We start from the raw sequence: 13,952 nt of genomic DNA on the forward strand, positions 1-13,952 counted from the left end.
GGGCGTCACGGTGCGCCGGGGCAGATCGGGCTCTGGGGGGCGACCTCGAAGCCCCTTCCCGCCTGGTTGACGACGACGAACGTGTAGCAGGCCGGTGGCCGGCCGAAACCGGCGGTCAGGTCCACCGGCGCGGAGAGCAGGCCGCCGCCGTCGTAGGCGTCGAACGACCGCAACGCCGTCAGCAGGCCCTCCCTGGTGGGGCATGCGCCAGCCGCTTCGAGGCCCTGCACCAGGAGATCCGTGGTGATGTAGGCGTCGAGGGCGTTCTTCGTGTCGGGCGACTGGCCGGGCGCGTACCGCGCCATCGCGTCGAGGTACGGCTGGTGGACGGGAGACGACACCTCCAGCGGCACCACGGACGTGTAGTAGGCGGCCCCGCTGATCTGCGTGCCGTAGGCGTCCACCAGTCCCTGGTCGAGCCCCGCGGCGGAGACGGCGGCCCGCAGAGGGATGCCGGCCTGCCGGGCCGCGGCGTAGATCTCGGCGAAGGCTCCGCCGGGCAGCGCACTGACGAGGACGTCCGCTCCGGTGGCGGCGATCTGCTGCGCGAGCCGGGCCGGGGAGCTGGCGCCCTGGGTGTAGTCCAGCGTCGCGACGACCGGCACGCCTCCGGCCGCCAGCGATTCGGTGATCCGTGCGCCGCCCTGGACCGACGCCTCGAACAGGCCCGCGATGACCACGACGGCCGAATCGCCGCCGACGGCGCGGGCATACCGGGCCAGGGTGTCGCGCGTCCGGGTGTCCGGGGGAGCGATGTTCGCGTAGCTGATCATGTTGGGATGCTGCGACCAGGCGGCCTCCTGGGCCACGCCGGCCACCGGCACGCCCTGGTCGTCGAGGTACTGGGCCGACTCACCGACCACGCTGGAGCCTTCCAGCAGGGCGAGGACACCGGCGCCCCCGACGAGGTCGCGGGCGCCGGAGATGTTCAGGGCGCCGTTCGACTCGTCGTCCCGCCAGCTGTAGACGATCTTCCGGCCGTGAACGCCGCCCCCTTCGTTCACCTCGCCGAGGCGGGCCTCGATGCCGCTGCGCATCCCCTGCCAGATCTCCGCGGCCGGGCCGGTGTCGGACAGCAACAGCCCGAGCCTGATCTCGGTCGCACTGACGCCCGGCGACGTGCACGCCGACCGGCCGAGGCCGGACCCGCCGGTGTCGGAGGCCGCGCACGCCCCCGCCAAGGCCAGTGCGGCCAGCGCCGCCAGCGCAGGCGGCCGGGGTAAACGATCGCGCCGAATGATGCCCAACATCGATCTCCCACGCCGGATCCGGGTCCGGTGTGATCCCGCCAGACCGGATATCAATTGAGCAAGCATGGAGGCGACGGGACCGCAGTGCCCCTGGGAGCTTGTCCAGATAACGCGGAGGAACTCTGTGACCGATACCAAAAGCGCCAGGATCTACTTCGGCGGAGTGCCGGTGGACCGGCATCTGTCGGTGCGGATCCGCGAGCTGGCCGCGTCCGTCGTCACGGAGCTGTCCGCGCAGCTTTCCGCCTACGCGTCGCTGCCGGAGGAGGAACTGCGCGGTGACATCACCCAGACGACCCGGACCTGCATCCGGCTGTTCACGCACATGCTCCGTACCGGCGAACCACCCGCCCACGGACAGCTGAGGGAGTTACGGGAATCCGCCGGCCAGCGTGCCGACGAGGGCGTTCCGCTGGAAGCACTGATCGACGCCTACCACCTTGGTGCCGAGGTGTGCGTGGACCGGGTCATCGCCACGGTCGAGCCCGGCGATCTCCCCGCGATCCTGACCGTCCAGCGGCTGCTCCTGCGATACCTCCGGACAATCATTTCCGAGGTCTCCGCGGGCTACCTCGAAGCCAGGCTGACGGCCATCCACGAGGAACAGGACGCGCGGCGGGCGATGCTCTCCGCGTTGCTCGCCGCCTCGCCGGCGGAGATAGCCGCCCGGCGGGCGGCGGTCAGGCTGCCGGCGTGTTACGCGGTGATCAGCCTGGAGATCGCCCCGCACCCCGACGAGCTCAACCCCGCGGTCGACGCGCTTGTCGCCGCGCGCCGCAAGCTCCGCCGGATCCGGACGGAACTGGAAGGCGGCGCACCGGCCGTCGTGCTCCACGGGCTGTCGCCCGACGGGGGGCTCGTCCTGGTGCCCCTCGACGACGCGGTCGGCGCGGCGCCCACGGAAAACCTGGCCGGGCGCAGCTGGGGCGCGCTGTCGTCGCTCGTCGGCCAGCTCGGCCGCGCCGCCCGGGCGGAGATCACCGGCGGTGTCGTGCCGGCCCGGCCGGACGCCGTCGCGCCCGCCGCCCGGCTGGCCACCGAGATCTGCCAGATCGCCCGGGTGTCCGGCCGTCCCGCCGGGATCTACCAGCTGGGCGACGTCGCCTTCGACTACCAGCTCACCAGGCCGGGGCCCGCGCGTGACTATCTGGCGTCACGGCTGCAGCCGCTGGCGAACCGGCCGGACCTGCTGGAAACCCTGCGGGTCTTCCTCGCCTGCGGGCTTGACCGCCGCCGGGCCGCGGGACGTCTGCACGTCCATCCGAACACCGTCGACTACCGGGTGCGGAAGGCGTCCGCACTGACCGGTCTCGATCCCACCAGCAGCGGTGACCTGCCGATGATCCACGCGGCCTTCACCGCCCACGCGGCGGACGCTGGTGGTCTCAACTGAGTGCCCTCCTGCGAGCCGCTGCCGCCGCTGCCGCTGCCGCTGCCGCCGCTGCCGCTGCCGCTGCCGCCGCCGCTGCCGCCGCTGCCAAGCAAGAATGATGGTCTTCTGGGTTTCTGACAGCTCTGGTCAGCTTTCGGTGGGGGAGCTTCTGTTCCGTTCGCGCTCCTAAAGGGCTCCGCGTTTCTCTTTCCTCGGATCTCTTGAAATCCATTTCTTTGCCGGTTTTCAAGCCTCCGTGGGGTGGTTTTAGGAGGAGACACGAAGAGGTCTTTAGTCGTCGTGACGGCGCACCTCGCCGGGTGCCGGTGGGGGTGGGATCTCGTCCGTCCAAGGCGCTGTGGGCGCCGTGGCAGGCCCTGAAACCGCTGGTCGCGGGGGTGTTCAGGTCTCGCTGGCCGCGGTGACGCGGTGCCGGGCCGGCGGTGGTCGGGTGCGCGGGCCGCCCACGGCGGCGATTCGCCCGTGATGACCGATCACGCGTGCCCATCATTCATATGGCAAAGGGAAACGATTCGGGTTTCAGACACCTCTGTCACTTTGCCGAGACGGGCCGGGGGCGCGTCCGACCATGGGTCTGGACGGCCCGGCCGCCCTGGACGTCCGTGACCACGGCCGGAACCGATCGGAACCCGCGACCGCGCCGGCTCCCCGGCCGCTGCCGCGCGCGAGGGAGGATCATGGTCGTCGGCAGGCCCGTCGCGGAATCCCGGGCATCGGGCCTCTACCGACGCCACTGCTCCTCGGCAAGAAGTGTGGATTTCGGCTGCGAAAACGACCGGAATCCTCACTTCTTGCGGATCGTCAAGCCGCCTTCTGTGCTCTTTGTTCGTCTGGTTCGCACCCCTGGCGCCGCGCCGCGCCGCGTGGCGCGGGCCGGCGCGGACCGCCGAGTCAATATCGGTGAACTTCCGTTTGTATTCGCCTGCTGGATGCTCTCCACGGCCAGCGGATAGCGCGAGCCGGATGGGCGCCGTGCGAACGAGGGTACCTTTGTTATGGATGACAAATCGCCGTCCGTAGGTCTGGGGCGGCGCACGGCCGTTTTCGGCCCCGCGCATCCATAGGATTACGGCCAGTCCAAAAGTGCTGGGCAGCGGACTCGTCGACAGCCGAACGGAGAACAGAGCTCCGCCTATTTCTGCCGACTCGTCGCGCTTCCCCGAAGCTCGAGGAGCACATGGTCGTGGCTGGAAACGAAAGCGTCGACCCGTGGTGGCCGGAATTCCGCGGCCCCGCGGATCTCGCGGTGATCGAAGAGGTACCGCTGGCGGAGCGGGGCCTGCCGGCCAGTACCCATGCCCTGCTGCGRCACGCCGCACAGACCTGGCCGAGCCGCCCGGCCGTCTCGCTGCTGCCGTCGGGAGAAAAATGGGATCGGCCCGTCGTCTGGACGTTCGCTGATCTGCGCGACCGCGTCAACCAGGTCGCCAACGTCCTGACCCGGCTGGGGGTGGGTCGCCGAGATGCCGTGGCGATCCTCGCGCCCAACAACGGCCTCGTCCTGGCCGCCCTGCTCGCCGCCCAGACCGTCGGAATCGCCGCGCCGCTCAACCCCGGCCTGGCCCACGACCAGATCGTGGGTCTTCTCCGCCTGTCCGGGGCTCGGGTGCTGGTCACCGCGGGGCCGGAACTCGACCCGCAGGTGTGGGCGACCGCGGTGCGGCTCGCGGCCGGCGCCGGGCTGCGAGTGGTGCTGGCGGTGCGCCCGGACGGCGCCACCGGAATCCCACCGGCGCTCGACGGACCCGTCCCGGCGCTCGACAGAGAGGTCCCGGCCCTCGACGGAGAGGTTCCAGCCCTCGACGGACCCGTCGCGGCGCTCGACGGGCCCGTCGCGGCGCTCGACGGGCCCGTCGCGGGAACCGGCGCGGCGGCCCGGGTGGCCTACCTCGACGAGCTCATGGCCGCCGAGCCGGCGGACGCGCTCACCGCGCCGGACCGGCCGCGGCCGGGCGACATCGCCAGCTACTTCCACACCGGTGGGACGACCGGGTCGCCCAAGCTCGCCGCGCACACCCACGCCAACGAGGTCGTCAACGCCTGGCAGATCGCGGTGGGCGTCCGGCTCGCCGACGACGTCGCGGCGCTCGCCGGGCTACCGCTGTTCCACGTCAATGCCGTCGTCCTCACCTGCCTGGCGCCGCTGTACCGCGGCCAGCACGTCGTCTGGGCCGGCCCGCTCGGCTACCGCGACCCGTCCCTCTACGGGGTGTTCTGGAAGATCGTCGAGCGGTACCGGGTCGCGGCGATGTCCGCTGTGCCGACGGTCTACTCGGTCCTCGCCGCCTGCCCGGTCGACGCCGATATCTCCACCCTGGTCCTGCCCGTCGTGGGCGCGGCACCCCTGCCCGAGGAGATCCGCCGCGGGTTCGCCGACCGCACCGGGGGCCTGCAGCTGTGCGAGGGCTACGGGCTGACCGAGGCCACCTGCGCCTCCGCCCGGAACCTGCCCGGCCATCTCCGTCCCGGCACGGTCGGCCAGCGCCTGCCCTACCAGCGCATCAGGGCGGTGCGCATCGAGGCGGACGGCACCTGGACCGACCTGCCGGCAGGTGAGACCGGCGCCCTCGTCATCGCCGGGCCCAACGTGTTCCCGGGCTATCTCCGCCCGGGCTATCTCCGCCCGGGCTCCGACGAACCCGGTTCCGAACCCAGTTCCGATCCCGATCCCGAGCCGGAACCGGAACCGGCCGGCAGGATCGCCGACGGCTGGCTCGACACCGGCGACGTGGGCAGTGTCGGCCCCGACGGCTTCGTCCGCCTCGTCGGCCGGGCCAAGGACCTGATCATCCGAGGTGGGCACAACATCGACCCGACGTCGATCGAGGACGTCCTGCTGCGCCACCCGGACGTCACCGCCGCGGCGGCGGTCGGCCGGCCCGACGCGCACTCCGGCGAGGTGCCCGTCGCCTATGTCGCCGTGCGGGCGGGCGCGACTGTGGCTGCCCAGGACCTGCTGGACTGGGCAGCGGCGAGAATCCCCGAGCGGGCCGCCGTGCAGAAGGCCGTCCACCTCGTCGACAGGATCCCGATGACGCTCGTCGGCAAGATGTTCAAGGTGCCGCTGCGCGAGGACGCGGCTCGCCGCGCCGCCGGTGCCGCCCTGGAGGAGGCCGGCCTCGCCGAGGCGGCGGCGACCCTCACCGTCCACACCGAAGGCGGTGGGCCCGTCCTCACAGTCACCGAACCCGCCGACGAGAGGTCAGCAGCCCGCGTTTCCGCCGAGCTCGGCCGCTTCGCCACCGCATGGCGCTTCCGCCCAGCCACCCGCGTGGTCGGCCCCACCACCGTCACCGGTCGGTGATTTCTGCTGCGACCGTTACCTTCTTGGCCTGCTGGGTCAGGTACTGAAAGAGCGCGCACCATGATCGAGAGAATCGAGTCCTCCGCCCGCCGGTGAGTGGGGCGACCGAGCCCTGAGGGCTCGAACCTCAGCCCACCTTGTTCGAACATGGCCGGTGGCTGGTATGCCACAGCGGCGATCGCTGCTCCGCCACCGTCGGCCTGGCACCGCGCGCCACGGACTGGGCACCGCTTGCCGTGAGCCGCAATCGTAAGGTAGTTCGCTGTACGAATTCAGGTTGCCGGCATTTTCGCCGTGCCTGCGCCAGGAGCGGCGATATCAATCCGAAGGGCAAGAAATGTCCATACCAGAGGTTGTGTTCGGCTTCGGCGCGCACAGTGGCGTCGACGATGCGCCAGCACTGCTACAGGCCGCCCAACAGGCCGATCGCGACGGCCTCGACCTCTTCTCCCTGTCGGACCATCCGTATCTCGGCGCCCGCCTGGACGCCTACGCCGCCATCGGCTTCATCCTCGGGAACACACAGCGCATCGCCGGGTTCGCCAACGTCAGCAACCTGCCGAGCCGGCCCGCCCCGCTGCTTGCGCGAGCGGTGACCTCCCTGTCGACGCTCTCCGGTGGCCGGGTCGTGTTGGGCCTCGGTGCGGGTGGCCGGTGGGATCGGATCGCCGACCTCGGCGTGCCGCGGCTGGCCGCCAGCCAGGCGGTCGACGCCTTCGAGGAGGCGATCGTCCTGGTCAGGAAGCTTTCCGGTGGCGGGCCACCGGTCACGCACCGGGGCCGCTACTACCAGGTGAACGACATCGAGCCGGCCCCGGTGGCGGCGCCGCCGGTGTGGACGGGATCGGTCGGCCCGAAATCCCTGGCCGCCACCGGCCGGGTCGCCGACGGCTGGATCCCCGGCCACGCGGCCGACTGGCGTAGCGAACGATACCGCCAGTCACGTCCGGTCATCGACGAGGCCGCCGCCGCCGTGGGCCGCGACCCGCGTGACATCCGCACCGTCTACAACCTCCCAGGACGCATCACCGACCAGCCGCTGCCCGCCACCCGTGACGGTGACGGCCGGTGGATCGGCGGCTCGGTGGGCCAGTGGGTCGAGGAACTGACCGCGGCCGTGCAGGAGCACGACGCCGCCGGTTTCATCATCTTCTCCCCGGACGGCGGAGCCCAGGACGCCACCGGCATCGGCCGCTGGGCCAATGAGATCGTTCCGGCCGTGCGGGCTGCGATCGTCCAGGGCGAACGCAGCCGACCGAACCGGTAGGCCGGCCCTCGGCGTGCTGCTCAGCCCCGCGACCTGACCTGGGCACCATCGGGCTCCCCGCCGCCGTCCCCGGAAATCAGGCAACGGGTGGACCGGATGGCGAACAGGTGAATATAGATCGAAGTCGGTGTCGGGGAATCGGCGACAAAATGCGTCGGGAAGTACTGTGGCGTGGACAGCAGCTCGGGCAAGAAATGAAAGGACAGCAATGAGGCGCGTCTTCACGTCATTTCGGCTGGTTGCCCTGTTCGTGGCCGCTTTTGTCGGCATGGTGCTCGCTCCCGGAGCGGCATTGGCAGCCGGTCCGACGTCGTTCTCCGTCGTCGCGGACGACTGCCTGTTCGGCTATACAAAGGGCGAACTCACCTGGCGCACCCTCGGTACGCCCGGCGTGCCGGTCGTGGACGTCGCGGGATCGGTTTACGACATGCGCAACAACGTGTGCCTGCCCATCCGCGACGACGGTCTGCGTACCACCGCGTTCTTCACCGCCTACAGCGGCACCGTGGCGGTGGACCGGGCGGCACGGCAGGTGGACAACGGGGAGCGTGCGTTCGCGTTCACGCTCCAGCCCGGTCTCGTCGTGGGCACCATCGACCATGTGACCATCCGGGTCTGCCGGACCGTTGTCCCCGGCGCGGTGGCTCCGTCCACCAGCTACTGCGGCGCGCCGCAGACCTTCTACGCCCCGACCCGATAGTCGACGCGGTGCCGGCGGGCGGGTTCGTGACCCGCCCTCCGGTGGCCTGATGCGTCCCGTGGAGCGGGCGTTCACGACCAGCGCTGTGACCAGGTCAGGAGGGGCACTCCAGGCCGAACTCGGTCAGGACGGCGGCGGGCACGCCTTCGTCGCAGCCAACCTCGGCGGAGCCGTAGCTGACGAGCCGCCAGGCATCGCCGGTTCGGTGCAGCACTGCTCGGGCACCACCGGCGGAAGGGGAGTAGGCACTCGCGTAGGCCCAGGTGGAGTCGATCGAAGAGATCTTGATGTTCTGAACGACCACATCCCTGGCAACCGTCGGCTCACTCTTCACGGCGGCGGTGATCGCGTCGACCGGCGACGGGGACGGCGTGCGGTGCGACGGCGATGCGGTGACGACGGGTGTCGGGGACGCCGTGGCAGGCTGAGCCGGGGATGCGGAGATGGCGGGTGCCGGAGACCCGGCGACACCGGTGCTGACCGGCGCGGACACGGTTTCATCCTGGTCACTGCCATTGCATCCGCCCAGGCCGACGGTCAGGCTGACGACCGCCGCGACCACCACCGCGGGCCTGGCCATCGCCGCCATGCGTTTACGTGTCACCTAAAACCCCCTCGAAAAGCACGGTCGGCGGAGGTTAACAACCGATGATCGGCCATGGGGGAAAGAGTCGGATGTCGGTCACCGCCACGCCGGCGAACGCGAGCCCATATTGATGGGACCTGTCAGAAAGCGGATCGGCGCGCTGCGGGAGGAAGCCGGACTGGTAAACGATGACGACGAACTGGGCACGGTCGCGTGCCTGGAGCATTTTCCTGGCACGGCTGACGTTTCATGACAAAGCTGACGTGTGTCCCGGCCGTGGCCGGGCTGATGGAGACCGCCTGAGGCCCTGGATGGGGGCGACCACGGACTGTCCGTGGCCGCCCCGGGTACTACGAGATCTTCGCGATGGCGCCGCAGGAGAGAGCCGGCGCGCTCCACTTGCCGTCCTTGAGGTGGGCGAGCGTGCCGCAGGGTGACGCGGCGACATGGTTCAGCGGCCAGCGGGTCTCCGGCACCGCCCCGGCGACGTAGTTGGTGTAGTCGCCGTTGAGGGTCTTCAGCAGCGCGTCGACGGTGAGGTCACGCCCGACCTTCTGCAGGGCCGTGACGAGCATGTCGGCTGCCCAGTAGCCGGCCATCGCGGGCAGGCTGTCCGGCAGGTCCGGGGCGTAGGCCTTGAAGTCCGCCATCATCTGCTTGATGCCGGGGACGTCCGTGGACAGTCCGGGCTGCCACTGCATGACCGCGTAGGTGTCCGCGAGCTCCTTCGCCCCGGCCAGGCGCGGGTCGTAGAAGGGGGTGAGCAGGATTCCGTCGTACCCTGCCGCGCGGAGGGCACCGAGCAGCTTCACGGCGTCACCGACCGGCGTGACCATGAACACCGCCGCCGGCGGCGCGCCCTGGTCGGCGGTCATGACCGCCTGGACGATCGGAGTCGGGTCGGAAAGGCCGGAGACGGGGATCGGTGTCTTCTCGTAGACGACGTTGAATCCGGCGGCCTGGAATCCCTGGGACACGGTGATGTTGCCCTGGCGGGCGGCGTCGTTGTCGATGCCGATCATCGCGATGCTCTTCGGGGATCCCGCCGGGATGAGGGCGTTCACCATCGCGGGCGGCCCGGTGTTCACCGAGACCCGCTGCTCGGCGGTGGGCGTCTGGCACCCGACGATGCTGAAGCCGATGGCGTTTCCGCAGAAGCCGCTTTCGGTTCCCCAGCCGAAGAAGGGCGTGACGTCCTTGCAGAACGTGTCGATGTAGCTGGAGGTCGTGGTGAGCACCGGGGCCGCGGCGAAGACCTCATCCCGCGACACGAGGGCGGTGGCCTGGGCGGAGTTGCGCGCCGGATCCGAGCCGTCGTCGCGCACGCCGACGTAGTCGATCGTGCGGCCGGCGATCCCGCCCTCGGCGTTGGCGCGGGCGAACCGCGCCTTCGCGCCCGCGTCGGCGTCACCGAACGCGATGCCGCTGGGGCTTGTCACCGTCGCCAGTCCACCGATCTTGATGGACGTGTCGGTGACACCGCGAGTGGGGTTCGAGGCCTTGCCCTGGCAGTCCAGCGAGGCTGCGTCGACGGTGACGTCGGTCTGGTTCCAGCCGTGGTCCGCACCGAGCTTGAGTAGGGCCGGATCCACCGCGGCGGTGTCGTTGGCGCTGTCCCCGCCGCCGCATCCGGCGATTCCGACAACGCCTGCCACAGTCAGGATCAGAACCGATTTCCTGAATAACCTTCGCACCTGGTTTCCTCTCTTCTGTGAAACCGGACATCGTGTGTCAGGGCCCTGCCCGTCGAGAGCGAAGGTGCCCGCGGCGCCGGTTTTCCCGGCGCGAGCCGTAATCGTCACGGGATAGCGGTCATGGGATGACCACCGAACGCAGGACGTCTCCGGTGTGCATCCTGGAGAACGCCGATTCGACGCCGTCCAGCGAGATCTCCTCGGTGACGAAGGCGTCCAGGTCGAGCCGGCCCTGAAGGTAGAGATCGATGAGCATCGGAAAATCCCGGGACGGCAGGCAGTCGCCGTACCAGGACGACTTCAGCGCACCGCCGCGACCGAACACGTCGAGCAGCGGCAGTTCGAGCGTCATCTCCGGCGTGGGCACGCCGACCAGGACGACGGTGCCCGCCAGGTCGCGGGCGTAGAAGGCCTGCCGGTAGGTTTCCGGGCGGCCGACGGCGTCGATCACGACATCGGCACCGAAGCCGTCGGTGATCTCCCGGATGGCGGCGACCGGGTCGACTTCCTTCGCGTTGACGGTGTGGGTCGCGCCGAAGCCCTTCGCCCACTCGAGCTTGCGGGGATCGGTGTCCACCGCGATGATCTTCGCCGCGCCGGCGAGGTGGGCGCCGGCAACCGCGCCGTCTCCGACGCCGCCACAGCCGATCACCGCGACGCTGTCACCCCGGGTGACCCCGCCGGTGTTGACCGCCGCCCCGATACCGGCCATCACCCCACAGCCGAGGAGCCCGGCCACGGCCGGGCGTGCGGCGGGGGAGACCTTCGTGCACTGGCCGGCGTGTACCAGGGTCTTCTCGGCGAAGGCGCCGATGCCCAGGGCGGGTGACAGCGCCGTCCCGTCGGGCAGCGTCATGGGAACGGAGGCGTTGTGGGTGGCGAAGCAGTACCAGGGCCGGCCTCGCAGGCAGGCTCGGCAGGTGCCGCAGACCGCCCGCCAGTTGAGCACCACGAAATCACCGGGGGCCACGTCCGTCACGCCGGCGCCGACCGACTCGACCACTCCGGCGGCCTCGTGCCCCAGGAGAAAGGGAAAGTCGTCGTTGATGCCACCGTCGCGGTAGTGCAGATCGGTGTGACAGACCCCGCAGGCCTGTATCCTGACGACCGCCTCGCCCGGGCCGGGATCGGGCACCAGAATGGTGGTCAGTTCTACCGGCCCGCCTTTTCCGCGGGCGATCACACCACGGACTTCCTGCATCATCGGTCTCCTCGGAACCCTCAGGGTCTTTTCCTTCTCACGGCGCGGGAGCGTCAGCGGCGCCGCCGGCGCGAGTCGACGATGGAAACGGCACCCGACAGATCCGCCCCGTGCCGCCCTGCCGCCCTGTGAGACCCGCTGACGGCCGGTCCAGGAACATCTGTGCATCGCGTTGAATCACCACCTCGGGCCGGCGGATAACGGGAATGTGGAACGGGAGAAATCGGGAGGCACAGTCGTGGAAGCGTGGGAACGAGAGCGCTCGGGATGGGTGGCTGTGGCGGGGCGAGGCCCGCGCCACGGCGAGCCTCGCGGCGTGCCACGCGCTGCCCGCGCGTCGCCGTCGCTGCACCGGTCGCCGTCGCTGCACCGGTCGCCGCCCCGGCCTCCGTTGCGCGCATCGCCGTCGCTGCCTCCGTCGCGGTCGAGATCGCCCCTGACGTGCTGTGCCGGCAGGGCAGTCACTCATCACCAGCTTCCAGAGGGGACAATGACACATATGATGGATCGATGTTTCTTCTGGGGCAACGTCCAATCCGGAGATCGATCGATCGCTGTGCGTAGTGGTTTTCGGATCCGGTCGTCTGGAGGATGGTGGGATGACCGGTGCCGCCCGGACGGCTCGGTGGCGCTCCGCGTCCCGGGGGGCAGGAGGGGCGCGTGGCAACGGGCGGGCGCGGCCGGGGTACAGAGTGCAAGAACACTTCTTGACCCGCGGGGCCGCCCAGGGCGGGTAGGACAGTCCGGACGGTCAGGGCACAGCGCCGTGGTCAGGCAGCAGGGAGTGGCAGGCATGGGTCGCAGAGGGTGGGCCGGAGTACCGCCGGCCGACGACGCCCAGGCGCGCGAACGCATCATCGACGCCGCGATCCAGAGCGTGGCGCTACGCGGGGCGGCGGGAACCACCCTGTCCAACGTCGCCACCGACCTCGGTGTCATCCGCAAGACCGTGTACCGCTACTTCACGAGCACCGAGGAACTCTTCGCCGCTGTCTCAGACGCCGCGGCGGAACGCTTCGTGGCACAGTTCGAGGCGACTTTTCCCACGGACGTCGACGACATCGCCGATTTCGTCGTCGAGGCGATGGCGTTCATCATCGAGCGCTTTCCGGACGAGCCGCTGCTCATGCTGCTGCTCGCCGGCGGCTATCCCACCACGTTCAGTCGGCGGATGATGGCGCCCGCCCAGATCGCCCGCGTGCGCACGATCCTGGTCAACCGGCGCGTGAACTGGGCGGAGCTCGGCTACGACGATGAGATGCTCGATCAGCTCGTCGAGCACATGCTTCGGATCATGCAGTCACTGATCCTGGTCCCGCCCGACCCGCCTCGGATGGGGCGGGAGCTGCGCGACTACCTCCGTCGCTGGGTGGGTCCCGTCCTGTTCCCGGCTTCGCAGCGGGTCCCGCGTCCCGTCGGATAGCCGCCCGGGGCGCGCGGTCATTGCTGCCGAGCAAGAAGCGAGGATTTCGGCTGCGACAACAACCAAGATCCTCGCTTCCTGCGGATCGCCAGGTGACTCTGTGTCTCGGTTTCCCTGGTTGGTGTGAATTGCTCGCGCGGCGCGGTGCGGCGGCGCGGGATCCGGTCGGCCGCCATATGCGCGGATGCGCGCGGCCGGGTGGCTCAGAATGCCACCCGGAATCCGATGTTGCCGGCTGAGCTGTCGGGGGTGTTCGAGCTACGCGCGGCGACGCGATACCGGTTGCAGTAGGACGAGTGACACATGTGCGAGCCGCCGCGCATGACCTTGGCGAGGCCACTGGGCGGCCCGGTCGGATTCGAACGCGGGCCGGTGGCGTGAAAGTCGGCGCTGAACCAGTCCGCGCACCATTCCCAGACATTGCCGACGACGTTGTAGAGGCCGTGGCCGTTGGGGCGGTATGCCCTGGCCGGGGCGGTGCCCAGATAACCGTCCGCCCCCGTGTTCACCGTCGGAAAGACGCCCTGCCAGATGTTGCACTGGTGCCGGCCCTTCGGCGTCAGTTCATCACCCCACGGGTAACGGCGCTGCTCCAGGCCGCCGCGTGCGGCGTACTCCCACTCGGCCTCGGAGGGCAGGCGGGTGCCCGCCCAGGCGCAGTAGGCCTGCGCGTCGTTCCACGAGACGTGCACGACGGGATGGTTCTGGCGGGATGCGATGGACGAGCCAGGCCCTTCGGGGTGTTTCCAGAACGCCCCGGCCACCGCATGCCACCAGGGCACCTCGTGGACGACCGGTGAGCTCGTGGCGACCTCCTCGGAAAGGAAGCCCTCGAAGACGAAGGAGAAATCGTGACGTTCCGCGTCGGTGGCGTACCCGGTCGCCTTGACGAACGTGGCGAACTGGGCGTTGGTCACCGTCGTCGCCTCGATCGCGAAGGGGCTCAGGTCGATCTCCCGGATCGGCCCTTCGCCGTCCGCGGGGTAGCCCTCCTCGTCCTCGGTACCCATGAGGAAACGCCCACCGGGAAGTTTGATCATCCGCGTCGTGCGGGCGCCGGCTGCTCGGATGGGCGCCGCAACGCCTCCGGCGGTGCCGGGATCGCGGCCGGGGGTGCAGCAGGAAGCAGACATC

At 70.1% G+C, this 13,952-nt stretch carries 10 protein-coding genes; 5 read left to right on the plus strand and 5 right to left on the minus strand.

Annotated elements, in window-relative coordinates; translation table 11 throughout:
- Positions 1-5: 5 nt before the first annotated feature.
- Entirely contained in the window at positions 6-1,250 is a 1,245-nt protein-coding gene (locus CcI49_RS14020) for an ABC transporter substrate-binding protein (protein WP_054569456.1), read from the minus strand.
- 124 nt (positions 1,251-1,374) lie between these two features.
- On the opposite strand from CcI49_RS14020, the gene CcI49_RS14025 reads away from it, so the two are divergent.
- From CcI49_RS14025 to CcI49_RS14040, 4 genes are all read left to right on the plus strand, one after another.
- Positions 1,375-2,643 carry a helix-turn-helix domain-containing protein gene (locus tag CcI49_RS14025; RefSeq protein ID WP_076827036.1) on the plus strand — a complete coding sequence of 423 codons (1,269 nt, stop codon included), beginning with the start codon at positions 1,375-1,377 and terminating at the stop codon, positions 2,641-2,643.
- Positions 2,644-3,826: 1,183 nt separating this feature from the next.
- A complete protein-coding gene (locus CcI49_RS14030; RefSeq protein WP_198955527.1) occupies positions 3,827-5,947 on the plus strand; it encodes an acyl-CoA synthetase in 2,121 nt (706 codons plus the stop codon).
- Positions 5,948-6,284: 337 nt separating this feature from the next.
- Positions 6,285-7,214 carry an LLM class flavin-dependent oxidoreductase gene (locus CcI49_RS14035; protein WP_076827040.1) on the plus strand — a complete coding sequence of 310 codons (930 nt, stop codon included), beginning with the start codon at positions 6,285-6,287 and terminating at the stop codon, positions 7,212-7,214.
- Positions 7,215-7,422: 208 nt separating this feature from the next.
- Positions 7,423-7,914 carry a hypothetical protein gene (locus CcI49_RS14040; protein ID WP_054569452.1) on the plus strand — a complete coding sequence of 164 codons (492 nt, stop codon included), beginning with the start codon at positions 7,423-7,425 and terminating at the stop codon, positions 7,912-7,914.
- Positions 7,915-8,008: 94 nt separating this feature from the next.
- On the opposite strand, the gene CcI49_RS14045 is transcribed toward CcI49_RS14040, so the two are convergent.
- The 3 genes from CcI49_RS14045 to CcI49_RS14055 all read right to left on the minus strand — a co-directional run bounded on the left by CcI49_RS14045 (position 8,009) and on the right by CcI49_RS14055 (position 11,398).
- Positions 8,009-8,518: a hypothetical protein gene (locus CcI49_RS14045; RefSeq protein WP_131831092.1), complete on the minus strand. Its 510-nt coding sequence runs from the start codon at positions 8,516-8,518 to the stop codon at positions 8,009-8,011.
- Between the two features lie 332 nt (positions 8,519-8,850).
- Positions 8,851-10,155: an ABC transporter substrate-binding protein gene (locus CcI49_RS14050; protein WP_235498260.1), complete on the minus strand. Its 1,305-nt coding sequence runs from the start codon at positions 10,153-10,155 to the stop codon at positions 8,851-8,853.
- 157 nt (positions 10,156-10,312) lie between these two features.
- Positions 10,313-11,398: an S-(hydroxymethyl)mycothiol dehydrogenase gene (locus CcI49_RS14055; RefSeq protein ID WP_054569449.1), complete on the minus strand. Its 1,086-nt coding sequence runs from the start codon at positions 11,396-11,398 to the stop codon at positions 10,313-10,315.
- 790 nt (positions 11,399-12,188) lie between these two features.
- On the opposite strand from CcI49_RS14055, the gene CcI49_RS14060 reads away from it, so the two are divergent.
- Complete coding sequence (locus CcI49_RS14060) at positions 12,189-12,818, plus strand: TetR/AcrR family transcriptional regulator (RefSeq protein WP_054569448.1); 630 nt, start codon at positions 12,189-12,191, stop codon at positions 12,816-12,818.
- Positions 12,819-13,021: 203 nt separating this feature from the next.
- Here CcI49_RS14060 and CcI49_RS14065 read toward each other — a convergent pair whose 3' ends face one another.
- Positions 13,022-13,951: a formylglycine-generating enzyme family protein gene (locus CcI49_RS14065; protein WP_054569447.1), complete on the minus strand. Its 930-nt coding sequence runs from the start codon at positions 13,949-13,951 to the stop codon at positions 13,022-13,024.
- Between the last annotated feature and the right edge of the window lies 1 nt (position 13,952).

It is taken from the genome of Frankia sp. CcI49 (assembly GCF_001983215.1).
GTDB classification, from domain to species: Bacteria; Actinomycetota; Actinomycetes; order Frankiales; family Frankiaceae; genus Parafrankia; species Parafrankia irregularis.

Bases quoted from the DNA above. Each gene is read 5' to 3' on its own strand.
- CcI49_RS14020 (WP_054569456.1), bottom strand. From the start codon at position 1,250: ATGTTGGGCATCATTCGGCGCGATCGTTTACCCCGGCCGCCTGCGCTG.
- CcI49_RS14035 (WP_076827040.1), top strand. From the start codon at position 6,285: ATGTCCATACCAGAGGTTGTGTTCGGCTTCGGCGCGCACAGTGGCGTC.
- CcI49_RS14040 (WP_054569452.1), top strand. From the start codon at position 7,423: ATGAGGCGCGTCTTCACGTCATTTCGGCTGGTTGCCCTGTTCGTGGCC.
- CcI49_RS14055 (WP_054569449.1), bottom strand. From the start codon at position 11,398: ATGATGCAGGAAGTCCGTGGTGTGATCGCCCGCGGAAAAGGCGGGCCG.
- CcI49_RS14060 (WP_054569448.1), top strand. From the start codon at position 12,189: ATGGGTCGCAGAGGGTGGGCCGGAGTACCGCCGGCCGACGACGCCCAG.
- CcI49_RS14065 (WP_054569447.1), bottom strand. From the start codon at position 13,951: ATGTCTGCTTCCTGCTGCACCCCCGGCCGCGATCCCGGCACCGCCGGA.